Consider the following 24,658-nt stretch of genomic DNA (forward strand, 5'->3'; position numbering starts at 1 on the left):
GCGGCGGCCCTCGCCGATCACCTCACGGGACGCCCCACGGGTCCCTCACGGGCGCAGCGCCCGCAGCAGCAGGTCGGCCAGGTGGTCGGCGACCTCCTGCGGGCTGAGCGGGCCGTCGGGGCGGTACCAGGTGGACAGGTGGTGCACGGAGCCGAAGTGGTAGTCCACCACCAGGTCGGCCGGGGTCTCCTTGGTGAAGACACCGGCCCGCTGGCCCTCCTCGATGAGCGCGCGGAAGCGTTCGTGGTAGCGCCGGCGCTCGGCGCGCACCTGCTTGTTCTTCTCCGGGCTCAGCTGGTGCATGGAGCGGAAGAAGATCGACGCGTCGTCTAGGTTGTCGATGGTGGTGACGACGACGTCGGCCGCCGCCTCGCGCACCCGCTTCTCGACCGGCTCGTCGGAGTCCGCGTAGGCGTCCAGGCGTTCCTGCTGGAGGCGCAGCACGCGCGCGTAGACCTCGTGCAGGAGGTCGTCCTTGGAGCCGAAGTAGTGGTAGAGGGCGCCCTTGGTGACACCGGCCGCCTCCACGATCTCCTGGACCGAGGTGCGGTCGTAGCCCTGCTCCGCGAAGAGCCGGGTGGCGGCGGCCAGGAGCCGCTGCGGCACCGGAGTGCCGTCCCCGTCCGTGGTCCTGGGCACTGCCGTCACCTGCCTTTCCTGTTCAGCGGCCGTTCAGCGGCCGTTCCTGTTCGTCCTGTCGGGTACGGGAACGCAGTTCCCGACGGAGGATCTTCCCACTCGCCGTCTTCGGCAGTTCGGGCAGGATCTCCACCTGACGCGGGTATTTGTAGGCGGCCAGTCTCTCCTCGCAGTACGCGGTGAGGGCGTCCGGGTCCGTGTCGGCGCCCGGACGGAGGCTGATGTACGCCTTGACGGTCTCCCCGCGGTACCCGTCGGGCACCCCGACGACCGCCGCCTCGCGCACGGCCGGGTGGGTGTAGAGGACGTCCTCGACCTCGCGGGGCCAGACCTTGAAGCCGGAGGCGTTGATCATGTCCTTCTTGCGGTCGACGACGTAGAGCCACCCCCGGTCGTCCATGAAGCCGATGTCCCCGGTGCGCAGCTCGCCGCCGGGGAAGGTCTCGGCGGTGGCGCCGGGGCGGCGCCAGTAGCCGGGGACGACCTGCGGGCCGCCGACGACGATCTCGCCCTGCTCCCCGAAGGGCACCTCCGCGCCCTGGTCGTCGACGACGCGGACGACCGTGTCGGGGCCGGGCACGCCGACGGCGAGGGTCCCGGAGACCGGGTCGACGGGCGCCTCCAGGTGCGGCGGGACCGAGGCGCAGGGCGCCGTGCACTCGGTGAGTCCGTAGCCGTTGCGGATGTACGGCCCGAAACCCGCGCGGAACTTCTCCACCAGGGCGGGCGGCAGCGGGGCACCGCCCGAGGAGATGTTCGCGAAGGAGGCGAAGTGCTCGCGGGTGACGGACGGGTGGGCGGCCAGCGCCATGAAGGCGGTGGACGGGCCGACCGTGTAGTGCGGCCGGTGCTCGGCGAACGCGTCCAGCACCACGCCGGCCTCGAAGCGGTACGCCAGGACGAGCGTGCCCGCGCTGTTCAGGCAGGCGCCCAGCTCGCAGACCATGCCGGTGATGTGGAAGAGCGGCGCCAGCGCGAAGTAGACCGGTGCCTCGGGCAGGCCGAGGCCGGTGCGCTGGCGTTCGGCGTTGTACATGATGTTGCGGTGCGTGTTGGTGGCGCCCTTGGGGGTGCCGCTGGTGCCGGAGGTGTAGCTGATGAGGGCGGTGTCGCCCGGCTCCGGGTCGCGTCCGGCCGGGGCCTCGTGCCCGGCACGGGCCGCCTCGGTGAGGTCGTCGGCGTCGGGGGCGGCCGGCAGCCGCTCGAAGGTGAGCACGCGCGCGTCCCGGCGGCTCTGGAAGTCCAGCTCGCACCCGGTGAGCACGATCCGCACCGGCGACTCGGCCGCCGTGTCGCGCAGGTACGACTCCCAGGCCCGGTCGGAGCAGATGAGCGCGGCGACCTCGCCGTCCCGCAGGACGTGGCCGACCTCCCCCGCCTTGTACATCGGGTTGACCGGCACGACCACCGCGCCCGCCTTCCAGGCCCCCAGCACCGCGAGCACGAAGTGCGGCGAGTTCTGCAGCAGGACCGCCACCCGGTCCCCGCGCTCCAGTCCCCGCGCGGCGAGGTGCCCGGCGACGGAGTCGCTCAGTCCGTCCACCTCGCGGTAGGTGAGGCGGCCGTCGAAGTAGGCGAGGAAGGCGCGGTCGGGTGCCTCGGCGGCGGCCCGGCGCAGGGCGTGCACCAGGGAGGCGTCGGGGTCGAGGGGCGCCTTCTGGGCGTCGGTCAGCAGCTCCAGCCAGGGCTTGGCCGCGTAGGGGGAGCCGGTCATCGGGCCGTCGCCTCCTCCCACTGCCGCTGGAGCCGGTTCATGCCGTGCAGCCAGCGGTCGGGCTCGGCGGCGCGGGCCCGGTAGTACTCGGCGACCTCGGGGTGCGGAAGGATCAGGAAGCGGTCCTCCTCGATGCCCTTGAAGAGGGCGTCCGCGACGTCCCGGGGTTCGATCGCGGTGGGCTTCAGGACCAGTTCGCCCGCGCTGCCGCTCGCGGTGAGCATGTCGGTGCGCACGCCCTGCGGGCAGATGGCGTGCACCTTGACCCCGCGGTGGCGGTACGTCAGGGACAGCCACTCGGCGAAGGCGTAGGCGCCGTGCTTGGTGACGCTGTAGGGGGCGGCGCCGATCATGGTGAGCAGGCCGGCGGCGGAGACGGTGGAGACGAAGCGGCCGCTGCCGCGCTCCAGCCAGTCGGGGATCAGTTCGTGGGCCGCGCGGACGTGGGCCATGACGTTGACGTCCCAGGCGAGCGCCCAGACCGCCTCGTCCGCCGCCTGTGACCCCCCGGAGCCGACGCCCGCGTTGGCGCAGTACACGTCGACGGTGCCGCCCAGCGCCTCGCGGGCCTCACCGATGACCGCGGAGGCGTCGCCCGGGACCGCGATGCCGCCGATCTCGTCGGCGACGGCCTTCGCCCGGCCCGCGTCCAGGTCGTTGACGACGACGCGCGCCCCCTCGGCGGCGAAGCGGCGGGCCAGGGCGGCGCCTATGCCGCCTCCCGCTCCGGTGACCACGACTGAGGCATCCTGCACGGCTTCCACCATCGGTCTCCTTCGACACGGCTGCGGCGCCACCTGCGTGGGCCCGGTGCAGCGTCAGACTAACCAGTCGGTATGTACGACGGAAGGGGCGAAACGCGGTCTACTCCATTCCGTACGGCCGGGAGTGCGGGTTAGCGTGCGTCCGCATGACACCCGCCGCGATCACGGAGGTCACCGCATGACGCTGTCCAGACGGTCCCTGCTCGCCACCACGGCCGCGGTCGCGGCCGGCACCGCGGCCACCACGGCCGCCGCGACCGGCACGGCACAGGCGGCGCCGGAGGGCCACGGCGGCCGCCGGCTGCGCACCGGCTTCGAGCGCCTCGCCGACGACGGCTACGCCCCGCTCGACGGGCAGCGGGTCGGCGTCGTGACCAACCCCACCGGCATCACCAGGGACGTACGCCACATCGTCGACGTCATGCACGCCGACGACCGCGTGGACCTGATCGCCGTCTTCGGCCCCGAGCACGGTTTCCGGGGCACCGCACAGGCGGGCGGGTCCGAAGGGCGGTACGACGACCCGGCGACCGGGCTGCCGGTCTACGACACGTACCTGAAGAGCGGACAGCCGCTCGCGGACATCTTCACGGCGTCCGGCGTGGACACCGTCGTCTTCGACATCCAGGACGTGGGCGCGCGCTTCTACACGTACATCTGGACGCTGTTCGACTGCATGGAGGCGGCCCGGCTCGCGGGCAAGCGGTTCGTGGTCCTGGACCGGCCGAACCCGGTGACCGGGCGGGCGGCCCTCGGACCCGTCCTGCACGAGGAGTTCGCCACCTTCGTCGGCCGCAAGCCCATCGCGCAGGCGCACGGCATGACGGTCGCCGAGCTGGCCCGGCTCTTCAACGGCGAGTTCCTCCGGTCGCCGGTGCCGCTGGAGACGGTGACGATGTCCGGCTGGAAGCGCTCGGAGTTCTACGACGCCTCCGGGCTGCCCTGGGTGCCGCCGAGCCCGAACATGCCGACGCCGGAGTGCGCGCTGGTGTACTCGGGGACCTGCCTGTTCGAGGGCACGAACCTGTCGGAGGGGCGCGGCACCACCCGCCCCTTCGAACTGCTCGGCGCGGAGGGGCTCGACGGGAGCTGGGCCGCCGCCGCGAACGAGCTCGGCCTGCCCGGTGTGCGCCTCCGGGAGGCGTACTTCGCGCCCACCTTCTCCAAGTTCCAGGGGAAGACCGTCGGCGGCGTGCAGCTGCACGTGCACGACCGGGCCGCCTTCGACCCGGTGCGCACCGGGATCGCACTCCTGGTGACCGCCAGGCGGAGCTGGGACGGCTTCGCCTGGCGGCCGGACAACTGGATCGACAAGCTCACCGGCTCCACCCAGGTGCGCACGATGATCGACGCGGGGGCGGACACCGACGAGGTGGTGGGCGGCTGGGAGCGGGAACTGGCGGCGTTCCGCAGGACGCGCCGCCAGTACCTGCTCTACAAGTAGGCGTACCGCCCCTACCGGTGGGACGTGAACTCCACGACCTGCTGGTAAGTCGGCCGGTTCTGCCAGCTGATGCCGCCGTGCTTGATGCCGCCGAGGGTGCGGTGGATCACCGAGTCGGCGCACCACTGGTCGCCCGCCGAACAGTTCTCGTCGCCGGGATAGACCTGGGCGGGCGTCCGGCCGGCCGCCTCCTTCAGGGTGGCGACCAGGGTGTCCCGGCAGGCGGCCAGGTCGCCGCCGCCGCAGTACTCGCGCGCCAGGGGACCCTTGACGGGTTCGCCGAGCACGGACCGGATGTCCTTGTCGACATAGCTCCACCAGCCGTACTGGAAGGCGCTGCCGGCGTGGGCGCCGGTCGGGCCGTGGGCGGCGGACGGGGACTCGTCGACGGGCAGGTTGCGGGTGAAAGCCGTGTACAGGTCGGTGCCGAGGCCCGGCTCGAACTCGGCCTTCACCAGCAGCGGCCACCAGGCGTCCAGGGTGCGGATGGCGTCGGTGTGCGCGTACTTCTTCGAGCCGGCCGACGTCTCCGTGCGCAGCGAACCCGCCGCGAGCCACGCCTTGAGCCGGTCCACGGCCGTCTTCGCCGCGGGGTCGGTGACCGGCGCCGACTCGATCACCCTCAGCAGGTCGGGCACCACGTCCTCGGCCCGCAGGTCGGCGAGGCCCGCCTCGGCCATCGCCTTCACCAGCGCGGCCCGGGTGACGCCGCCCTCGGCGACCAGCTTCTTCACCCGGTCGTCGAGCAGGTTGCCCCGGTGCACGGAGCCGTTGCCCCAGGGGGCGGTGGTGTAGTCCCTGGCCTGCTTGTTGTTCCAGGAGACGTAGTAGTCCTGGTCCAGGGACTGCGGGTGGGCGGAGGACGGGGTGTAGCGGGCCGTGTTGGCGGCCGGGTCCCAGTCCCGCCACTCGTACGCCGGCTCGGCCAGGACCGGGAAGTCGGCGTCGACGCCGTCCGCCCGTACCGGGTTGTCGCCGCTGTTGTAGTACGCGGTGTGCTCGGAGTCGGCGTAGAACCAGTTGAAGGTGTAGTTGATGTGCCGCACCGCGCTCTGGAAGCGCTCGGGGCTGTTCAGGTACTCCGGGTCGTTGAGCATCTGGAAGCCGATGATCGAGTCGGCCTCGTGCAGGTACGACGAGCGCAGGGAGGTGTAGGCGACCTTCTTGCCGTCGACGGTGGCGCGGTACTGGACGGGGCCGTACTTGGTGCGCCACACCCGCATCGTGTAGGAGCCGGCCTCGGTGCCGTCGGCGACGGTGGGCTTCCAGGCGTTCTTGCGCTCGACCTTCTCCATCGGCGTGCAGGTGCCGCGGTAGAGGTAGTGGTGGTCGTCCTGGCACAGCTCGACCGCGTAGGTGTCGATGATGTCCTGGCCGGAGGTGGTCGCGCTCCACGCGTAGTCCTGGCCGCGGCCGAGTTCGACGTACATGCTCAGGCCCGCGAAGGAGGCGCCGCGGGCGCTGATGCCGGGGCCCTGGATCTCCTGGAGCATGAGGAGCTGGGGCGCGAAGTATCCGGTCTGCGGGCCGAAGACGGCGACCGGGTGGCCGCTCGCGGTGTGCTCGCCGCTGACGACCAGGGCGTTGGACATGCCGCGCCGGGCCGAGGAGAGGGCGGCGTCCGCGGCGGTGGCGGAGGCGCCGGCCGCGCTCGACGCGGCGGCGCTGCCGGTGCGGTCGTGCACCAGGGGTTCCGCCTCGACCGAACCGGGATCGGGCAGGGCGCGGCCCCGCGGGTTCTCGGGCGGGGTCAGGTACGGGAAGCTGCCGTCCTGCTGGGTGAGGACCGCCTCGGGGTCGTTGCGCTGGCGGAAGGACTCCCAGACCTCGGTGCCCTCTTCGACGCCGTACTTCTCCTGGGCGGCGAGCAGGGAGAGCGCGTTGGTGACCTCGCCGCCGCCTCCGGAGCCGAAGAGGGAGCCGATGACGGACGCGAGCGCGATCAGGTCGGCGCGCTCGAAGTGCTCGATGGTGCCGGCGTTGGTGATGGCGTTCTTGTGGCCGGTCAGGACGTACTCGCCGGGGAAGTAGCGGCCCTTGTCGGAGGCGTCGATGTAGGCGTTGATGCCGTCGATGTAGGCGTCCACGTCCGCGAGGGCCAGCTTGCCGCGTTCCCCGGCCTTGTCGGCGGCGCTCTCGATCTGCGCCTCCAGGTCGGCCTCGGTGTACGGGGCGTTGCGCCAGAACTGCTGCTCCAGGCCCTGGTTGGCGGGGGCGCCGCCGGCGAAGGGGGTCAACTGGCCGCGTCCGACGTGCCGGAAGAGGTCCATCAGCCACAGCCGGTCCTGGGCGGCGGCGTAGCCGGCGCCGAACTCGGTGCCGTAGCGGGTGGTGCCGGTGATGTGCGGCACACCGGTCTTCTTGTCGCGGACGATGGTCACGTCGTCGCGTCCGGCGGGGCGGACGGTGGAGGCGACCTGGCCCTCGGGGACGCCGAAGGAGGCGTCGTTGAAGAAGGTGTTGATCTTGTCGTTGGTCAGGCCGGGGTAGCCGGTGGCGAGGTTCGCGTAGGGCCCGAGCTGGTCCTCGGCGTGCGCGGGCTGGGTGCCGAACGCCTGGTTGAGGAGGATCTGGGCGAGGGTGGCGTTGCCGTTCTGGCCGGGCGGCAGGATGTCCGAACACTGGCCGCCGCAGTGGTCGTTCACCGCCGCGGGTGCGGCGGGTGCGGCCGGGGTTTCCGTGTCGGCGGCCATCGCCGGGGAAAGCGGTGACAAAAGGCCGGCGACGAGGGCGCATATGGACGCGCCCTTCAGGAACCCGTGGAAGCCGCGGGGAGTTCTCAGTCTGTCGAGGGCGTTGCGTGGGGTGCGCCGTGGCATGGCAGCTCCTCCCGACTGGGGGTTGGCCGGACGTTACCGCCGGTATCCCCGAGTTGGAAGATGAACATGCGTCACTTTTCGGAGCGGGTGGATCGGCTTATGAGGGGCATCGGAAAACGGATGGAGCCGAATCGCCTGTCGATACGTCTATTCGGCGACGTCCGCTGGACGACGCCGAAGTGACCGAAGTACAGGTGCAGGTGTGACGGAGGTGCAGGGCGATGGCCGGTTTCCGGAGTCTCGCGAGACAGGTCCGAGATCCACGGTGCGACCTGGCGCTGCGGCGCTACTCGCTGCGCAAGTGCCTTGAACGGTTCGCCCCTTACGGGCACAGGGCGACCTGGGACCATCTGTGCTCGCGGGCCGGGTTCGGCCCGGAGGACCGCTCCCCGGACCCGGCGCGGCTCGTGGCCGCACTGGAGGAACTGGAGGAGGCGCGGTCGGTGTGGCTGGCCTACGAGGTCGAGTTCGCCGAGCGGCGCAGGAAGGAGAAGCACCACGGGCTGCGCAGGCCGGGCAGCGTGGACGACTGGCACCGGCTGACCTGGGGCGGTTTCGGGGTCGCCTGGTGCGACGACCCCCGGGTCCACCCCGACGGGCCGCTGGCGGAGGTGCTGCGCGGGCTCATCTCCGCGCTGGAGCGTGAGCCGGGCTCGGTGTGCCCGGTCTGCGACGGGGAGCGCCTCGTCTGGAAGTACGACCTCGACCACGAGCCCTCCACGGGCCCCGTCTGCACGGACTGCGGAATCCTCGTTCCGCGGCCCGTCCTCACCCCCGACGCGCTGGCGGACGCCCGGCGGGGACGGTTGCTGATGTCGGCGTAGCCGGCCCGGGGGTGCGCTGGGGATGCCGCACCCCCGACGGCACGCGTCGTGGCCGTACGGATGTCACCGCGCGGTCAGTCGCAGCACTCCGTCTCCGGCTCCCGGGCGCGGCTCGCGGACTTGGGGGCCGCGGTGTCGCGGCGCTCCACCAGCAGACGGGAACCGGTGAGGCGTTCGCCGAAGACGTCGTCGGGGTTGGACAGGACGCAGGTGTCGAGGGACAGGCAGCCGCAGCCGATGCAGTCGGTGAGGTGGTCGCGCAGACGGTTCAGCTGCTTGATGCGTTCGTCCAGTTCGGAGCGCCAGGACGCGGAGAGCCGGGCCCAGTCCTCCTCGGTGGGCGTGCGCTCCTCCGGCAGTTCGGCGAGCGCCTCGCGGATCGTGGCGAGCGGGATGCCCACGCGCTGGGCCGCGCGCACGAAGGCGACCCGGCGCAGCGCGTCCCGGCTGAAGCGGCGCTGGTTGCCGGAGGTGCGGCGACTGGTGATCAGGCCCTTGGACTCGTAGAAGTGCAGGGCCGAGACGGCGGCGCCGCTGCGCGCGGCGAGCTGGCCGACCGTGAGCTCGTGGATCTTCTCGGGAATCTGAGGCACTCCTCAGACCCTACCGACCCGCTCACCCGCCCGGACACCTCCGGTCCGTTGACAGGGACCTCGCAGGCGACCATGCTAAGCAGTTGCTTAGAGTCGGGCACAGAGGTCGAGCGAGCAGAGAGGCCGGGACATGGCAGAGCCGAGGATCTTCACATCCGCCGACGAGGTGAAGGCGGCGGTGGGCGAGCAGCTGGGGTACACCGACTGGCTGGACGTCGACCAGAAGCGGATCGACCTGTTCGCCGAGGCGACCGGCGACCACCAGTGGATCCACGTGGACCCGGAGAAGGCCGCCGCCGGACCGTTCGGCACCACCATCGCCCACGGCTACCTGACGCTGTCCCTGCTCCCGCTCTTCGGGCCGCAGCTGATCAGCGTCGAGGGCGTGAAGATGGGCGTCAACTACGGCACCAACAAGGTCCGCTTCCCCTCCCCCGTCCCCGTCGGCTCGCGCCTGCGCGCCACGGCGACGATCACCGGGGTCGAGGACGTCAAGGGCGGCATCCAGGTGGCCGTCGCCTTCACCGTGGAGCGCGAGGGCGGCGACAAGCCGGTGTGCGTCGCCGAGTCCGTCTCCCGGTACTACCTCTGAGCTACCGCCCCTGAGCGGCGCCGGACGGTTCGGCGCCCACCATGCGCAGTACGAGGTCGGCGTAGAGGGCGCCGACCTCGTCGGGCGTGCGCGGACCGTTCACGTTGAACCAGCGGGCGACGTCGATGCAGAGCGACAGCACGGCCAGCGTCGTGCCCTTGACGTCCGGCACGTCGAACTCGCCCGTCGCCACGCCGTCCTCGATGATGCCGCGCACGGCGGCGTCGCACTGCCGGCGCAGGGCGAGGATCTCGTCGCGGGCCTCGGGGCCGAGCGCGTCCAGCTCGTACTGCACCACCCGCGCGGTCGTGCGCCGCCCGGCGTGCCAGCGCACGAAGGAGCTCACGGCGTCGGCGAGCCGCTCGGTGGCGCCGCCCTCGCCCTGGGCCGCGGTCCGCAGGATGGCGACCGCCCGGTCGTGACCGATCCTGCTGATGCGGTGGAGCAGCTCTTCCTTGGTCTTGTAGTGGATGTAGAGCGCGGCCGGGCTCATGCCGGCCCGCCCGGCGATGTCGCGGGTCGTGGTCGCGTGGTACCCGCGCTCGGCGAAGGCCTCCACCGCGGCGACCAGGAGCCGCCGGGCCGCGTCCGGGGTGACCTCTTCCCACGGCTCGATGTCGCCGCCCGTCGTCTCGGCCGCCGTACTCATCGCTTGTTCGCCCCTCTCGGTGACAGGAGCACCACCATACCGTCGAGTATGAGCGGTCGCTTAGGGGCGCTGCTGCGCCGGGGCACCGCCCGGCTTGTGGAAGGGGTCGTGCTCGACGAGGATCTTGTCCAGTCGCGCCTGGTCCACCCGGCTGACGATCTGGCCGACCTCCTGGCGGTCCCGGATGATCTTGGCGAGGGTGAAGGCCGAGGTGACCAGGTACAGGACGGCGATGGCGAGGAACGCGCGCACCCACGGGTCCGCCTCGAGCTGGTAGATGCCGATGGCGGTGGCGGCCATGGCGACCGCGAACGACGCGACGGCCTGCCCGTAGAAGGCCGCCGTGCTCTGCTGCTTGACCGGTGTGTCACTCATGGGAAAAGGATCGGCGGATGTGGTCCGGGCCACATCCGCCGACGTACTCAGTTCTCGTACTCAGGAGTCCCCTACCGGGCGCTCAGAAGGCCGAAACCCCGGTCAGCGCCCGCCCGATGACGAGTTTCTGGATCTGGCTGGTGCCCTCGTAGAGGGTCATCACGCGCGCGTCGCGCAGCAGCTTGCCGGCCGGGTACTCGTCGATGTAGCCGTACCCGCCGAAGACCTGGAGGGCGTTGTTGGCGGCGCGGACGGCGGCCTCCGAGGCGAAGAGCTTGGCCTTGGAGGACTCGACGGTGAAGGGCCGGCCCCGGTCGATCAGGTCGGCGACGCGCCAGGTCAGCAGCCGGGCCGCGTCCACGTCGAGGGCGATGTCGCTGATCAGTTCCTGGACGAGCTGGTGGTGGGCGATGGTCTTCCCGAACTGCTCGCGCTCCCCCGCGTACTTCACGGCCGCGTCCAGCGCGGCCTGGGCTATGCCGACGCAGCCCGCCGCGACCGACATCCGCCCCTTGGCGAGGGCCGACATGGCGACCGAGAAGCCCTTGCCCTCGGGGGCGAGCATCGCGGAGGCGGGGACGCGGACGTCCTCCAGGACGAGTTCGGCGGTGGCCTGGCCGCGCAGCCCGAGTTTGCCGTGGACGGTGCGGCGGGTCAGGCCGGGCGTGTCGGTGGGCACCAGGAAGGCGGAGACACCCTTGTGGCCGGGGGCGTCGGTGGACCGGGCGAAGAGCAGCACCACGTCGGCCCAGGTGCCGTTGGTGATGAACATCTTGGTGCCGTTGATGACGTAGTCGTCGCCGTCGCGCACCGCGCGGGTGGCCAGGTTCCCGGCGTCCGACCCCGTGCCGGGCTCGGTCAGCCCGAAGCAGCCGACGTACTCGCCGCTGGTGAGCCCCGGCAGCCAGCGCCGCTTCTGCTCCTCGTCGCCCCAGGCGGCGACGGTCTTGGCGACCAGGCCGAGGGAGACGGAGACGATGCCGCGCACGGAACTGTCGCCCCGGCCCAGCTCCTCCGTCACCAGGCAGTAGGCGAGGTGGTCGCCGCCGGAGCCGCCGTACTCCTCGTCGACGGTCAGCCCGAGGAAGCCGACCTCGCCGAGCTTCTTCACGATCGCCCGGTCGACCTCCTCGGCCCGGTCCCAGGCGACCACGTGGGGGGCGATCTCGCGCTCCACGAAGTCCCGGGCGAGCTGCCGTACGGCGGTCTGCTCCTCGCTGAGCTCCAGGTTCACCGCATCCACCCCTCCACTTGAAAGCCGTACATTTAAATTAGCACTGCTAGTTTCCAGTCGCAGCCCTACTATGTGCGCCATGGCCCGACCGCGCAAGCCCCTGCTCAGCACCGACCGGATCGTCGAGACGGCCCGCGCGCTGGTGGACGCGGAGGGCCTCGCGGCCGTCTCCACCCGCCGGCTCGCGGCGGAGCTGGGGGTCAGCGGCCCCTCGCTCTACAACCATTTCCGCACCAAGGACGAGATCCTGGAGGCCGTCGCCGACTCGGTGAGCGCCCAGGTCGACCTGTCGATGTTCGAGGACGGCCGGGACTGGCGGACCGCGCTGCACGACTGGGCCGTCTCCTACCGGGCGGCCCTGCGCGACCACCCGAACGTCGTCCCGGTCCTGGCCCACGGCCCCGGCCGCCGGCCGGCCGCGCTGCACCTCGCGGACGCCGTCTACGGCGCGATGGTCCGTGCGGGCTGGCCGCCGGCCCAGGCCACCTCCATCGGCGCGCTGATGCGGTACTTCGTCATGGGGTCCGCGCTCGGCTCCTTCGCCCGGGGCTTCCCCGACGACGCGAGCGCCTACGATCCGGCCGACTATCCGCACCTGGGAAAGGCCCACCTCCTGGCCGAGCAGCAGGAGAAGATCGACGAGCGGGCCTTCGAGACCGGGCTGACGGCGCTGCTGGACGGGCTGGCGCAGCAGTACGCGCAGGTGGCTCGGGGTATCTGAGGACACTTCGGCGACCGCCGAACCGTGCCTACCGCATCCTTGGACGCATGACCGTGAAGGACGCCGGGGCCCCCGGACTCGCGCGGCTGGCCGCTCTGATCGCCGACGAGACCAGGGCCGCCTGCCTGCTGGCCCTGCTCGACGGGCGGGCGTGGACCGCCGGTGAGCTGGCCCGGCACGCCGGAGTGGCCGCCTCCACGCTCAGCGAGCACCTGGGCAAGCTCGTCGCGGGCGGGCTGCTGGCCGAGGAGCGGCAGGGGCGGCACCGGTACGTGCGGCTGGCCGACGAGCGGGTCGCCCAACTGGTGGAGGACCTGGCCGCGCAGGTGGCGCCCGGGGCTCGGCGTCCGCGCACCCTGCGGGCGGCGAGCGCCGGGTCGGCGATGGCCCGGGGCCGCACCTGCTACGACCATCTCGCCGGGCGGCTCGGGATCGCGGTCACCGACGCGCTGACCGGGCGCGGACTGCTGCGCCAGGACACCGGCTTCGCGCTCACGGACGCGGGGCTCGGCTGGTTCGGGACCGCCGGGATCGTCCTGAAGCGCACCGGTCGCCGGCCGCTGGCCCGGGCCTGCCTCGACTGGACCGAACGCCGCCCCCACCTCGCGGGCGTCGCGGGCGCGGCCCTGTGCCGGCACGCCCTGGAGTCGGGCTGGTGCGTGCGCATCGGCTCCGAGCGGGCGGTGAAGGTGACGCCGGCGGGCGAGGAGGCGCTGTCCGGGTTGCTGGGCATCGACCCGGTCTCGCTGCGCTGAGCCACGCGTGCCCCGTCCGAAGTCCGCCGGTCGCCCCCTCCCTTCCCACCTAGCCTCGGGAGCATGATGAGCACCACCCCGCCCCGCCGTCCGGACCTGCTCGCCGCCTGCGCGGCCGCGGTCACCGTCGTCCTGTGGGCCTCGGCCTTCGTCTCGATCCGCAGCGCGGGCGGGGCGTACTCGCCGGGCGCGCTGGCGCTCGGCCGACTGCTGTCGGGTGCCCTGACGCTCGGCGTGATCTGCCTGCTGCGCCGGGAAGGGCTGCCGCCGCGCCCCGCCTGGCGCGGGATCGCGATATCGGGCCTGCTCTGGTTCGGCTTCTACATGGTCGTCCTCAACTGGGGCGAGCAGCAGGTGGACGCCGGTACGGCCGCCCTGGTGGTGAACGTCGGACCGATCCTCATCGCCCTGCTCGGCGCCCGGCTGCTCGGGGACGCGCTGCCGCCGAGGCTGCTGGCGGGGATGGCGGTGTCGTTCGCCGGTGCGGTGACCGTGGGGCTGTCGATGTCCGGCGAGGGCGGTTCCTCGCTGTTCGGGGTGGTGCTGTGCCTGCTGGCCGCCGTGGCGTACGCGGGCGGGGTGGTGGCCCAGAAGCCCGCGCTGGGCCACGCGAGCGCGCTCCAGGTGACGACGTACGGATGCCTGGTCGGCGCGGTGCTCTGCCTGCCGTTCGCCGGGCAGCTGGTGTCGGAGGCGGCCGACGCGCCGCTCTCCGCGACGCTGAACATGGTCTACCTGGGCGTGTTCCCGACCGCGCTGGCGTTCACGACGTGGGCGTACGCCCTGGCCCGTACGACCGCCGGCCGCATGGGCGCGACCACGTACGCCGTGCCCGCCCTCGTCGTCCTGATGTCTTGGCTGGCCCTCGGCGAGGTGCCGGGGCTGCTCACCCTGGCCGGCGGCGCGCTGTGCCTGGCGGGCGTGGCGGTGTCGCGGTCCCGGAAGCGGGCGCGGGCGCGGGCCGCGACTTCGGCCGAAGCCCCTAAGTCGCGGCCCGAGAGCGCCTCGCGGTCGGCGTGAACGCGCCCGGTCGGCCGGTCGGCCGGCACCCTGACGGACGCCAGGGCGATCACCGAAGGGCGATGACGGGAACGCACTGACCGGACGGTGTGTGGTCAACGGTCGTGCCGCATGCTTCTGCCGGAGGCTGGCCGTGGCGGTGTGAGGGGCGGGGGCGGAGGCTCGCGGGGACGGGGCGCCGGGCGGGGTCGGCGCCCTCTCGTGCCCGCGTGCTCTCGACTCGGGCGGCTAGAACACCACCAGCGCCCGCCCGCCCTTGCCCGCCAGCATGTTCTCGAAGGCGGCCGGGATGTCGTCCAGGGCGATGCGCTCGGTCACCAGGGCGCCGAGGTCCAGGCGGCCGGCGCGGACGTGTTCGGCCAGTACCGGGAGGTCGCGGGCGGGGTCGGCGTTGCCGTAGACGCAGCCGGAGAGGGTGCGGCCCCAGTGGAAGATCTCCAGGGCGTTGAAGGCGACCTGCTGGTCCTTGCCGCCGATGCCGACGACCGTGGTGCGGCCGCCGCGCCGGGTGGACTCCCAGGCGGTGCGGATGGTGACCGCGCGGCCGACGCACTCGACGGCGACGTCCACGCCCTGCTTGCCGGTGAGGGCGCGGATCTCGCGGGCGGTGGTGTCACAGGCGAGGAGGTAGTCGGTGGCTCCGGCGGCGCGGGCCAGTTCCTCCTTCTCGGGGGAGACGTCGACCGCGACGATCTTCGACGCGCCCGCGATCCGGGCCGCCTGAAGGGTGGCGAGGCCCACTCCCCCGACGCCGAACACGGCGACCGTCTCGCCCTCGCGGACCTTCGCCGAGTGGTGGACGGCGCCGTAGCCGGTGAGGACGGCGCAGCCGAGCAGCGCGGCGTCGGTGAGCGGGATGCCGTCGGGGCAGGGCAGCACGCACCCGGCGTCCACCACGGTCTCCTCGGCGAACGCGGCGACGTTGAGGCCGGGGTGGAGGCCGGTGCCGTCGTCGGCGCGGCGGGCGTGCGTGTTCGCGGCGCCGGTCAGGGCGTTGGCGCAGAGCCAGACCTCGCCGAGGGAGCAGGCGTGGCAGGCGCCGCAGGACGGGGCCCAGTTGAGGACCACGTCGTCGCCGGGGGCGACGTGGGTGACGCCCTCGCCGACGGTAAGGACCGTGCCGGCGCCCTCGTGGCCGAGGACGGCGGGCAGCGGCACGCGCATGGTGCCGTCGGACAGGGACAGGTCGGAGTGGCAGACGCCGGCGGCGGCGAGCTTCACCCGGATCTGCCCCGGGCCGGGGTCGGGCAGCTCTATCCCGGTGACCTCCAGCGGGGCGCCCACGGCGGGGACGACGGCGGCACGGACAGCGGTACGGACGGCCATGACGTGGAGTGCTCCCGTGGCTAGAACTGGAGGGACTTGGTCTGGAGGTACTCGGTCAGGCCGTGCAGGCCCAGCTCGCGGCCGACGCCGGACTGCTTGTAGCCGCCGAAGGGGGCCAGCGGGTTGAAGCGGCCGCCGTTGATGTCGACCTGGCCGGTGTCCATGCGGCGGGCGAAGGCCACCGCCTCGGCCTCGTCGCCGGCCCAGACGGCGCCGGCGAGTCCGTAGACCGTGCCGTTGGCGATGCGCAGGGCGTCGTCCTCGTCGTCGTAGCGGAGGACGGACAGGACCGGCCCGAAGATCTCCTCCTGGGCGATGGTCATGTCCTCGGTCACGTCGGCGAAGACCGTCGGGCTGACGAAGCAGCCCTCCTGGACCGGTGCTTGGGGGCCGCCGGCGACCAGGCGCGCGCCCTCGGCGATGCCCTTCTCGATGTAGCCGAGCACGCGTTCCCGCTGCTTGGCGTTGACCAGGGGGCCGATCCGGTCGGCGTACTTGGCGGCGGCCTCGGCGGCCAGCTCCACGGCCTGGTCGTACTGGTCGCGGTGGACCAGCATCCGGGTCCAGGCGCTGCACGTCTGTCCGGAGTTGGACATGACGTTGGCGACGCCGACGTTCACGGCCTTGGCGAGGTCGGCGCTGGGGAGGATGACGTTGGCGGACTTGCCGCCGAGTTCCAGGGCGACCCGCTTGACCGCGGCGCCCGCGGTGGCGCCGATCCGGCGGCCCACGGCGGTGGAGCCGGTGAAGGAGACCAGGTCGACGCCGGGGTGTTCGGCGAGGGCCTGTCCGGCGACCGGGCCGAGGCCGGTGACCAGGTTGAAGACGCCGGCGGGGACGCCGGCCTCGTGCACCGCCTCGGCGAAGAGCTGGGCGGTGAGCGGGGTGTCCTCGGCGGGCTTGAGCACGATCGTGCAGCCGGCCGCGAGCGCCGGGGCGACCTTGGCGACGATCTGGTGGAGGGGGTAGTTCCAGGGCGTGATGGCGCCGACGACGCCGATCGGCTCGTGGTGGACGACGGAGTTGCCGACCTTCTCCTCGAAGGCGTACGTCGCCGCCAGCTCGGCGTAGGAACCGGCCACCGCGATGGGGGCGGCGGCGTGCACGGCCTGCGAGAACTTCAGCGGCGAGCCCAGCTCGGCGGTGACGGTCCCGGCGATCTCGTCCTTGCGGGCCACCAGCACGTCCCGCAGCGCGGCCAGGCGTGCGGCGCGCTCGGCGGGCGGGGTGGCGGACCAGGCCGGCAGGGCGGCGCGGGCGGCCCGTACGGCGGTGTCGACGTCCAGGGCGGTGCCGGCCGGGACCCGGCCGATGACCTGCCCGTCGGCCGGGTTCACGACGTCGATCGCGTCCCGTCCGTCGGCGTCTCGCCAGGCGCCGTCGATGTACATGCCGTCGTGTGCCTTCATCGGGTTCCTTCCGGGCGGGCGTCGTCGTCCGCGCTCCAAACTAGCGCCGATAGTTTTACGGCACCAGGGGCGGCCACCATGGTGGCGCGGGTCACCCTCCCGGAGAGCCGGTATCCCGGCGGTGTCACTCCTCCAGGTCGGGCAGCCGGGCCGGGGCGGGGCAGATCCGGTCGCCGTGCTGGTCGAAGACGAACAGGTGGGCGAGGTCGACCAGGAGGGGGACCTGCATGCCGTGGCGCAGGTCGATGTCGGGGGTGGTGCGGACGATCAGGTCGCCGGGGAGGCGGCCGTCCGGGGCGGCGACCGTGGGTTCGGAGCCGGGGTCCGGCAGGGGCTCGTCCATGACGACGACCGGTCCGGCGCGCAGGGCACCGGCCCGTTCCCGCAGCCGGTCCAGGACCGTGCCGTCGCCGCGGCGGCGCCGGGCCGGACGGGTGGCGGGGCGGGGGGCCTCCAGGTCGGGGACGACGGCCGGGTGCGAACCGGTGTCGAAGTGGACGAGGACCTCGTGGCCCTGGAACTCGACGTGCTCCACGAGGCCGGTGAGCAGCACCTCGCCGGGGCGGGCGGAGGAGGGCTTGGCTATCCGCACGGCCTCCGAGCGCAGGCCGACGATGACCTCGCGGCCCTGCTGCACCCGGAGCAACTGGTGGTCCAGGGAGAGCGGTTCGGGCAGGCGCAGGTACTGCTTGCCGAGGCTGATGGTCATCGCGCCGTCCAGCGGGGCCCGGACCAGGCCGCGCAGCAGGTTGATGCGCGGGGTACCGATGAAGGCGGCGACGAAGACGTTGCGCGGCAGCGCGTACACGGCGCGGGGACTGTCCACCTGTTGCAGCACGCCCCCGCGCAGGACGGCGACGCGGTCGCCGAGGGACATCGCCTCGGACTGGTCGTGGGTGACGTAGACGGTGGTGACGCCCAGCTCGCGGGTCAGCTTGGTGATCTCGGCGCGCAGGTGGTTGCGGAGCTTGGCGTCGAGGTTGGACAGGGGCTCGTCCATCAGGAAGGCGGTGGGGTGGCGGGAGATGGCGCGGCCCATGGCGACGCGTTGGCGCTCCCCGCCGGAGAGTTCGGCGGGGAAGCGGTCGAGGAGGTCCTCGATGCCCAGCATCCGGGCGGTGGCGTCCACGCGCGGGCCGTGGTCGGCCTGCGGGTCCTCGACGCGCAGCGGGAAGCCGATGTTCCCGCGGGTCGTCATGTTGGGGTAGAGGGCGAAGTTCTGGAAGACCATCGCCATGCTCCGCTCGGAGGGGAGCAGGTCGTTGGCGTACGCCCCGTCCAGCATCAGCCTGCCCTCGGTGATCTCCTCCAGACCCGCGATCATGCGCAGCACGGTGGACTTGCCGCAGCCGGAGGGGCCGAGCAGGACGAGGAACTCGCCGGGCGCGATGTCCAGCGACAGCCGGTCCACCACGCGGACGCCTCGCGCGTAGGTCTTGCTCACGTCGTGCAGGGAGATGGCGCGTGTCATGAGAGGTCCCCCGGGGGCTCACTGAGCGCTGGTGCTCCGCGGTCGGACGCCCTCGTGCGGGTCGTACGGGGCGTGTGAGTCACGGAAGTTAACGGAATGTGCGCGGCCGGGGGAAGACACCGGACCCAATCTCGGTGGGGGTGTCCATCTGGTGAGAAAGCGGACTCCGGGATTCAGCACGCGGCGGGCGGCAGCGCCTCAGTCGTCCGAGCGGCCGCCGTTGCTCCGGCTGTTGCCGCCGCGGCCCGGCGTGCGTACCAGTTCGCCCGCCAGGAGCGTCCCCCTGGCCACCACCCGCGTCCAGCGGGGGCCGCCCCGGGCCGCCCACACCACGCAGACGCAGCCGCCCACGGCCAGGAGGAGTACTGCGGACAAGAGGACCAGGATCATGCTCGCTCCCTGCTCTCCGACGCGGTCCGCTTCATCCTGCCAGTCCGCCGCCGGACGTCGGCGTCGGCGGCCGGCTCGCCGGACGGGGAGCGCAGGGCGACGCCCGAGGACAGCAGCAGCAGGGCGCCCAGCATCACGAACGGCGCGGCGACGCCCGCGACGCCCGCGACGAGGCCGGCCGCGGCGGGCGCGGCGACCTGGCCGAGGCGGTTGCCGGTCAGACGCAGGGCGAGGGCGGTGGAGCGGGCGCCGTCGGGGGCCGCCTGGACGACGGTCGTCATGGACAGCGGCTGACCGACGCCGAGGCAGAAGCCGAGGACGACCAGCAGCAGCGCGAGTGCCCACACCGGCACCGGCAGGGCGACGCCCGCGCACAGCAGGGCGGCCAGCAGACAGGTGACGGTGAGCAGCGCCGTGCGGCCGAGCAGCCGCAGCAGGGGCGTCAGCACCAGCCGGCAGGCGATGGTGGCGGCCGCGCGGAGGCTGAGCAGGACGCCGATCACGGCCGGGGAGATGCCCCGGTGCTCGCCTACCACCGGCAGGTAGGCGGTGAGGATGTCGGTGGCGGACAGCACGGACAGGCTGATCAGGATGCCCGCGGGTACGCCCCGGGCGCGCAGGATGCTCCCCACGGGCACGCGCGCGCCCGCTTCCGTACGGGACTTGGCGGCCCCGGGGTGCTCAATGCGCCACAGCGACGTGAACGCGACCGCCGCGCCCGCGCCCGCCACCACCAGGGCCAGCGCGCTGCCGCCGGCCATGTCGGGGCCGCCGATCAGCGCGCCCGCGGCGATGGGGCCGGCCAGCTGGCCGAGCGAGGCGCCGATGGTGAAGTGGCCGAAGTTGCGGTCCTGTTCGTGCGGCGCGGACTGGCGGGCGACCAGTGACTGGGCGCCGATGACGAAGCACAAGTGGCCTAGGCCCATCACGCCGCTCCACAGGGCCATCGCCCACAGGGAGCCGGCGACACCGCTCAGCGCGCAGCCGCCGGCGATGAGGACCACGCCGACGGGCAGCAGCGGCGCGCAGCGGCCGTGGTCGGTGCGGCGGCCGAGCGGGACGGCGGCGAACAGGGGCAGCAGCGCGTAGACACCGGCGATGACGCCGACCGCCCGCTCGTCGGCGCCCAGCGCGAGGGCCCGGTAGGAGACGGCGGGCCGGGCCATCGACACCGCACCCTGGGCGAAGCCGAAGGCGATGACGAGGCGGAGCAGCCAGCCTCGGTTCCCACCGGGCACCATGATTGATTCCTTTCCGAACCGCCGGTTCCCCGGACGGCTCCGTCGAGGAGCGGGCCGGGGAACAGGACAGGTCACCGGTTGACGGCGATCAGATCACCGGATGAGGCGATTGATCAGATGATGCCGAACAGGATGCCCGCCGCGAGAATGATCAGGCTCGTCAGGACCGCCCACTTCACGACGAACCTGGTGTGGTCGCCGAACTCGACCTTGGCCATGCCGACCAGGACGTAGACGGCCGGGACGAGCGGGCTGGACATGTGCAGCGGCTGGCCGACGATCGAGGCGCGGGCGATCTCGATCGTCGACACGCCGTGCGCCTGACCGGCCTCGGCGAGCACCGGGAGGATGCCGAAGTAGAAGCCGTCGTTCGACATGAAGTACGTCAGCGGCAGGCTGAGCAGGCCGGTGACCAGGCCCATGTGCGGGCCCATGCCGTCGGGGATGGTGTCCACGAGCCAGTTGGCCATGTGGTCGACCATGCCGGTGCCGGTGAGGACGCCGGTGAAGACGGCGGCGGCGAAGACCATGCCGGAGACGTTGAGGACGTTGTCGGCGTGGGCCGCGATCCGGGCCTTCTGGTCCGGGATGTGCGGGAAGTTGACGGTGAGCGCGAGCGCGGCGCCGATGAGGAACAGCACCGGGATCGGCAGCAGCTCCATGATCATGGCGGTGAGCAGCGCGACCGTGAGCAGCGCGTTGAACCAGTACAGCTTGGGGCGCAGGGTGGCGCGGTTGGGGTCGAGGCCCTGGAAGTCGTCGTCCGGCTCGGCGTCCGGGGCGGCGGCGCCTTCGCAACCGTCGTGGCCGGCGGCCGCGGCACCCGCGCCCGTACCCGCACCGGCCCCGGACTTCGTGCCCGAGCCCGCCGCGACCAGCACCGTCTCGCTCTCCGGCTCCCGCACCAGCGCCTCGTCCAGCGTCAGCGTGCCCAGCCGCCTGCGTTCACGCAGACCGAGCACGTACGCCAGGACGACCACCGCGAGCAGACCGACGGCGAGGGCCGGGATCATCGGGACGAAGATGTCGGTGGCGTCGACCTTCAGCGCGGTGGCGGCGCGGGCGGTGGGGCCGCCCCACGGCAGGGTGTTCATCACGCCGTTGGCCATCGCGGCGACACCGGTCATCACGACCAGGCTCATCTTCAGCCGCTTGTACAGCGGGTACATCGCCGAGACCGTGATCATGAAGGTGGTGGAGCCGTCGCCGTCCAGCGAGACGATGGCGGCGAGCAGGGCGGTCCCGACGACGATCCGCATCGGGTCGGCCTTGCAGAACCTCAGGATGGCCCGGACGATCGGATCGAAGAGCCCGACGTCGATCATCACCCCGAAGTAGACGATCGCGAACATGAGCATCGCCGCGGTGGGGGCGAGGCTGGACACGCCGTCGATGACGTAGTCACCGAGGTGGGCGCCCTTGCCGACGAACACGCAGAACAGCGCGGGGATCAGCACGAGCGCCGCGATCGGCGACATCTTCTTCATCATGATCAGGACCAGGAAGGTCGCGATCATGGCGAAGCCGAGGATGGTCAGCATGAGTGAGTACCTAACGTTCGCCCTTGAACATCCCACCGGGGCAGGCGGTGCGAGCGACGTTAGGTGCCGTGAAGCCGCGTTAACAAGACGTTGACACGCGAGCAATAAGCGCAAAACTCCAGGTCACAGCTTTGCGCCGGTCAGCGGTGTGAGCGTTACGGGGACGCCGTTGAGGACCGCGTTGCCGGAGAGCGGGTCGAGCAGGCTGCCGTCGAGGAGCTGGTTGACGTTGACGCCGGGGACGGTGGCCGCGTGGGTGAGGCGGGTGCCGGGGCGGTCGTGGCCCCAGCCGTGCGGAAGGCTGACCACGCCGGGCCGGACGGTGTCGGTGACCTCGGCGGGCGCGGTCACCTCTCCGCCGGCGCTCTTGACGCGGACGGGATGACCGTCGCGCACCCCGAGGCGTTCGGCGTCGTCGGGGTGCAGGTGCAGCGTGCAGCGGTTGGAGCCGCCGGTGAGGGCGGGGACGTTGTGCATCCAGCTGTTGTTGGACCTCAGGTGGCGGCGGCCGACGAGGACGAGCCCGGCGGGGCGCTCGGCCAGGGCCCGCCCGAGGCGCGGCAGGTCGGCGGCGATCGGTTCCGGCAGCAGTTCCACCTTGCCGCTGCGGGTCTTCAGCGGCTGCGGGAGGCGCGGGCGCAGCGGACCGAGGTCGATGCCGTGGGGGTGGGCGAGCAGCCGGTCCAGGGTCAGCCCGTCCGGGCGGGCGCCGAAACCGTCGCCGTACGGGCCGAGGCGCAGCATCAGGTCGAGGCGCCGCTCGGGGCCGTTCTCACCGGTGAGCCGGCCGGCCAGCTCGCCGGGGTCGCGGCCGTGGACGGGTGAGTGCGGGTCGCGTACGGCCTTGTCGAGGGTCTGCCGGACGACCATGGCGTCGACGGCGGCCGGGTCGGTGCCGTGCCCGCCGGTGACGGCCAGGGTGAGGCGGGCCAGGATCTCGGTCTCGGCCATCCGGCCCGGCTCCAGCGGGACGGCGGGGCGGGTGTAGCGGACCTGGTTGCGCACGGCGAGGGTGTTGAGGGCGAAGTCGTGGTGCGGGCTCTGGGCCGGCGGGGGCGGCGGCAGGACGACGTGGGCGTGGCGCGAGGTCTCGTTCAGGTACGGGTCGACGCTCACCATGAAGTCGAGCGAGGCCAGCGCCTTGTCGAGGCGGTCGCCGTCGGGTGCGGACAGGACGGGGTTGGCGGCGACGGTCAGCAGCGCGCGGACCGGCTCGCCCTCGTCGGTGGCGGTGTCGATCTCCTCGGCGAGGGCGGACAGCGGAAGCTCGCCCTTGGCCTCGGGGTGAGCGCTCACCCGGGAGTGCCAGCGGCCGAGCGCGAAACCGCGGCCGGGCCCGGCGGGGCGGGGTGTCCGGTCGGTGGCCGCCTGCGGGAAGAGCGCGCCGCCGGGGCGGTCGAGGTTCCCGGTGAGGGTGTTGAGGACGTCCACGAGCCAGCTGGCGAGCGTGCCGTGCGGGACGGTGCAGCTGCCGATGCGGCCGTAGACGGCGGCGGTGGGGGCGGCGGCGAGTTCGCGGGCGAGGGCGCGGGTCACGCCGGCGTCCACGTCGCAGGCGGCGGCGACGGACTCCGGGGTGAACTCGCTCACGGCGGCCCCGACTTCGTCGGCCCCCTCGACGTGCGGGCCAAGGGCGCCGAGGTCGACCAGACCCTCCTCGAAGAGCACGTGCGCCATGGCCGCGAGGAGCAGCGCGTCGGTGCCGGGGCGGATCGCCACGTGACGGTCGGCGAGCTTGGCGGTGCGGGTGCGGCGCGGGTCGATGACGGTGAGGGTGCCGCCGCGGGCCCTGAGCGCCTTGAGCCGGCCGGGGAAGTCGGGCGCGGTGCACAGACTGCCGTTGGACTCCAGCGGGTTGGCGCCGATGAGGAGCAGGTGGTCGGTGCGGTCGAGGTCGGGGACCGGGATGGCGTTCGCGTCACCGAAGAGCAGTCCGCTGGAGACGTGCTTGGGCATCTGGTCCAGCGTGGAGGCGGTGAACAGGCTGCGGGTGCCGAGGGCGCCGAGCAGGAGGTTCGGGTAGAGGGCTCCGGCCATGGTGTGCACGTTGGGGTTGCCGAGGACCACGCCGACGGAGTGCGGTCCGTACCGCTCGACGACGGGCCGGACACCGGCGGCGACCGCGTCGAACGCCTCCTCCCAGGTGGCCTCGCGCAGTTCGCCGTCCCGGCGCACCAGGGGCGCGCGCAGCCGGTCGGGATCGGAGTCGACGGCCCCGAAGGAGGCTCCCTTGGGGCAGATGAAACCGCGGCTGAAGACGTCGTCGCGGTCGCCGCGGGCGGCGGTGACGGTGGTGCCGTCGACGGTGAGGGCCAGGCCGCAGGTGGCCTCGCACAGGGGGCAGATACGCAGGGCGGTGCGGGACACGGGTCCTCCCGGGAGGGCGGCGGCGTTGACCTCTCGGCGTGAGCATACCGACCGGTAGGCATGTTGGGGAGGTCTTCAACCGACCACCGAGTGAACAGCCGCGAGTCCGCGGACGCCGGACCGTCAGTCCAGAACCCGCCCGAGATACGCCCGGAGCAGTTCCCTGGCCTCCTCGATGATCTTCTCGTCCCCGTCCGGCGCGACCCGGAAGGCGAGCTGCACGAGGGTGTCGGCGGTCTCCACGGCGACGAGGAAGACCCGCCGCAGATCCTCGTCGGGGCTGCGGCCGACGTAGCCGGAGAGCAGCTCGGTGAGCCGGTCGGCGACGCGGTGGTTGGGGACGGTGTGGCGGTCGCCGACCGGGATCTGGTTGCCGAAGTCGACCAGGGAGAAGCCGGGCGCGGTCCGCTTCATCGCCAGGTACTCGTCGAGCACCGCGTCGAGCGCCCCGCGCCAGCCGTCGTCGGCCGACTCCGTCAGCCGTTCGGTCACGCGCTCCGCGTAGCGCTCCAGGTTGCGCTGGGCCAGCGCGTCGGCCATCTGCCGCTTGTTGCCGAAGAAGCGGTACACCGAGCCGATGGGCACGTCCGCGCGCAGTGCCACGGCCCGGGTGCTCAGCGCGTCGTAGCCGACCTCGTCGAGGAGGTCGGCGCAGGCGTCGAGGATCCTGGTCAGCCGTTCGGCGCTGCGCCGCTGCACGGGGGCACGGCGGAGCGGGGTCGCTTGGGACACGGTCTTCATGATGCCCTCCCGCCGCGTTCGGGTGAACT

At 72.6% G+C, this 24,658-nt stretch carries 22 protein-coding genes; 6 read left to right on the top strand and 16 right to left on the bottom strand.

All coding sequences use genetic code 11. From position 1 onward, the window contains the following. Positions 1 to 45: 45 nt before the first annotated feature. Genes M6G08_RS33045 through M6G08_RS33055 form a run of 3 tightly spaced genes read right to left on the bottom strand, consistent with a single transcriptional unit; the run spans position 46 to position 3,120 of the window. A complete protein-coding gene (locus tag M6G08_RS33045) occupies positions 46 to 639 on the bottom strand; it encodes a TetR/AcrR family transcriptional regulator (protein ID WP_100046341.1) in 594 nt (197 codons plus the stop codon). A gap of 22 nt (positions 640 to 661) precedes the next feature. Then, entirely contained in the window at positions 662 to 2,353 is a 1,692-nt protein-coding gene (locus tag M6G08_RS33050) for a class I adenylate-forming enzyme family protein (protein ID WP_272590804.1), read from the bottom strand. After that, positions 2,350 to 3,120 (bottom strand): SDR family oxidoreductase, encoded by a 771-nt coding sequence (locus tag M6G08_RS33055; RefSeq protein WP_272590805.1) that lies wholly within the window; start codon positions 3,118 to 3,120, stop codon positions 2,350 to 2,352. The genes M6G08_RS33050 and M6G08_RS33055 overlap by 4 nt, the downstream gene beginning before the upstream one ends. Positions 3,121 to 3,295: 175 nt before the next feature. On the opposite strand from M6G08_RS33055, the gene M6G08_RS33060 reads away from it, so the two are divergent. Continuing rightward, complete coding sequence (locus tag M6G08_RS33060) at positions 3,296 to 4,561, top strand: exo-beta-N-acetylmuramidase NamZ family protein (protein WP_272590806.1); 1,266 nt, start codon at positions 3,296 to 3,298, stop codon at positions 4,559 to 4,561. Positions 4,562 to 4,572: 11 nt separating this feature from the next. On the opposite strand, the gene M6G08_RS33065 is transcribed toward M6G08_RS33060, so the two are convergent. Further along, positions 4,573 to 7,380: a penicillin acylase family protein gene (locus M6G08_RS33065; protein WP_272590807.1), complete on the bottom strand. Its 2,808-nt coding sequence runs from the start codon at positions 7,378 to 7,380 to the stop codon at positions 4,573 to 4,575. A 221-nt stretch (positions 7,381 to 7,601) separates the two neighbouring features. On the opposite strand from M6G08_RS33065, the gene M6G08_RS33070 reads away from it, so the two are divergent. Next, complete coding sequence (locus M6G08_RS33070; protein ID WP_272590808.1) at positions 7,602 to 8,204, top strand: hypothetical protein; 603 nt, start codon at positions 7,602 to 7,604, stop codon at positions 8,202 to 8,204. 74 nt (positions 8,205 to 8,278) lie between these two features. On the opposite strand, the gene soxR is transcribed toward M6G08_RS33070, so the two are convergent. Next, complete coding sequence (soxR, locus tag M6G08_RS33075; protein WP_272590809.1) at positions 8,279 to 8,797, bottom strand: redox-sensitive transcriptional activator SoxR; 519 nt, start codon at positions 8,795 to 8,797, stop codon at positions 8,279 to 8,281. Between the two features lie 130 nt (positions 8,798 to 8,927). Here soxR and M6G08_RS33080 point away from each other — a divergent pair, with 130 nt between their 5' ends. After that, positions 8,928 to 9,389 (top strand): MaoC family dehydratase, encoded by a 462-nt coding sequence (locus M6G08_RS33080; RefSeq protein WP_272590810.1) that lies wholly within the window; start codon positions 8,928 to 8,930, stop codon positions 9,387 to 9,389. Position 9,390: 1 nt separating this feature from the next. Here M6G08_RS33080 and M6G08_RS33085 read toward each other — a convergent pair whose 3' ends face one another. From M6G08_RS33085 to M6G08_RS33095, 3 genes are all read right to left on the bottom strand, one after another. Then, complete coding sequence (locus M6G08_RS33085; protein ID WP_217248149.1) at positions 9,391 to 10,038, bottom strand: TetR/AcrR family transcriptional regulator; 648 nt, start codon at positions 10,036 to 10,038, stop codon at positions 9,391 to 9,393. Between the two features lie 60 nt (positions 10,039 to 10,098). After that, entirely contained in the window at positions 10,099 to 10,413 is a 315-nt protein-coding gene (locus tag M6G08_RS33090) for a YiaA/YiaB family inner membrane protein (protein WP_272590811.1), read from the bottom strand. A gap of 82 nt (positions 10,414 to 10,495) precedes the next feature. Further along, the gene (locus M6G08_RS33095) at positions 10,496 to 11,647 is read right to left on the bottom strand and encodes an acyl-CoA dehydrogenase family protein (protein WP_272590812.1); all 1,152 of its coding nucleotides are present in this window, start codon (positions 11,645 to 11,647) and stop codon (positions 10,496 to 10,498) included. A 79-nt stretch (positions 11,648 to 11,726) separates the two neighbouring features. Here M6G08_RS33095 and M6G08_RS33100 point away from each other — a divergent pair, with 79 nt between their 5' ends. The 3 genes from M6G08_RS33100 (at position 11,727) to M6G08_RS33110 (ending at position 14,143) form a co-directional block, all read left to right on the top strand. After that, complete coding sequence (locus tag M6G08_RS33100; protein ID WP_272590813.1) at positions 11,727 to 12,368, top strand: TetR/AcrR family transcriptional regulator; 642 nt, start codon at positions 11,727 to 11,729, stop codon at positions 12,366 to 12,368. Positions 12,369 to 12,415: 47 nt separating this feature from the next. Next, positions 12,416 to 13,123 carry an ArsR/SmtB family transcription factor gene (locus M6G08_RS33105; protein ID WP_272590814.1) on the top strand — a complete coding sequence of 236 codons (708 nt, stop codon included), beginning with the start codon at positions 12,416 to 12,418 and terminating at the stop codon, positions 13,121 to 13,123. A 66-nt stretch (positions 13,124 to 13,189) separates the two neighbouring features. After that, entirely contained in the window at positions 13,190 to 14,143 is a 954-nt protein-coding gene (locus M6G08_RS33110; RefSeq protein WP_443049028.1) for a DMT family transporter, read from the top strand. A gap of 228 nt (positions 14,144 to 14,371) precedes the next feature. Here the strand turns inward: M6G08_RS33110 and M6G08_RS33115 are convergent, their stop codons facing one another. From M6G08_RS33115 to M6G08_RS33150, 8 genes are all read right to left on the bottom strand, one after another. Next, entirely contained in the window at positions 14,372 to 15,469 is a 1,098-nt protein-coding gene (locus M6G08_RS33115; RefSeq protein WP_272590816.1) for a zinc-binding dehydrogenase, read from the bottom strand. A 20-nt stretch (positions 15,470 to 15,489) separates the two neighbouring features. Further along, positions 15,490 to 16,878: an aldehyde dehydrogenase family protein gene (locus M6G08_RS33120; protein ID WP_272590817.1), complete on the bottom strand. Its 1,389-nt coding sequence runs from the start codon at positions 16,876 to 16,878 to the stop codon at positions 15,490 to 15,492. A 124-nt stretch (positions 16,879 to 17,002) separates the two neighbouring features. Beyond that, entirely contained in the window at positions 17,003 to 18,349 is a 1,347-nt protein-coding gene (locus M6G08_RS33125) for an ABC transporter ATP-binding protein (RefSeq protein ID WP_272590818.1), read from the bottom strand. A gap of 198 nt (positions 18,350 to 18,547) precedes the next feature. Beyond that, complete coding sequence (locus tag M6G08_RS33130) at positions 18,548 to 18,739, bottom strand: hypothetical protein (RefSeq protein ID WP_272590819.1); 192 nt, start codon at positions 18,737 to 18,739, stop codon at positions 18,548 to 18,550. Further along, on the bottom strand, positions 18,736 to 19,980 hold the full coding sequence (locus M6G08_RS33135) for an MFS transporter (protein ID WP_272590820.1): 1,245 nt from the start codon (positions 19,978 to 19,980) through the stop codon (positions 18,736 to 18,738). Before M6G08_RS33135 ends, M6G08_RS33130 begins: the two co-directional genes overlap by 4 nt. 113 nt (positions 19,981 to 20,093) lie before the next feature. Then, positions 20,094 to 21,521: a CitMHS family transporter gene (locus tag M6G08_RS33140; protein ID WP_272590821.1), complete on the bottom strand. Its 1,428-nt coding sequence runs from the start codon at positions 21,519 to 21,521 to the stop codon at positions 20,094 to 20,096. 123 nt (positions 21,522 to 21,644) lie between these two features. Next, the gene (locus M6G08_RS33145) at positions 21,645 to 23,888 is read right to left on the bottom strand and encodes a molybdopterin oxidoreductase family protein (RefSeq protein ID WP_272590822.1); all 2,244 of its coding nucleotides are present in this window, start codon (positions 23,886 to 23,888) and stop codon (positions 21,645 to 21,647) included. A 123-nt stretch (positions 23,889 to 24,011) separates the two neighbouring features. Further along, the gene (locus tag M6G08_RS33150; RefSeq protein WP_272590823.1) at positions 24,012 to 24,629 is read right to left on the bottom strand and encodes a TetR/AcrR family transcriptional regulator; all 618 of its coding nucleotides are present in this window, start codon (positions 24,627 to 24,629) and stop codon (positions 24,012 to 24,014) included. Positions 24,630 to 24,658: the final 29 nt, after the last annotated feature.

The organism is Streptomyces sp. M92, assembly GCF_028473745.1.
In the GTDB taxonomy this organism is placed as follows: domain Bacteria; phylum Actinomycetota; class Actinomycetes; order Streptomycetales; family Streptomycetaceae; genus Streptomyces.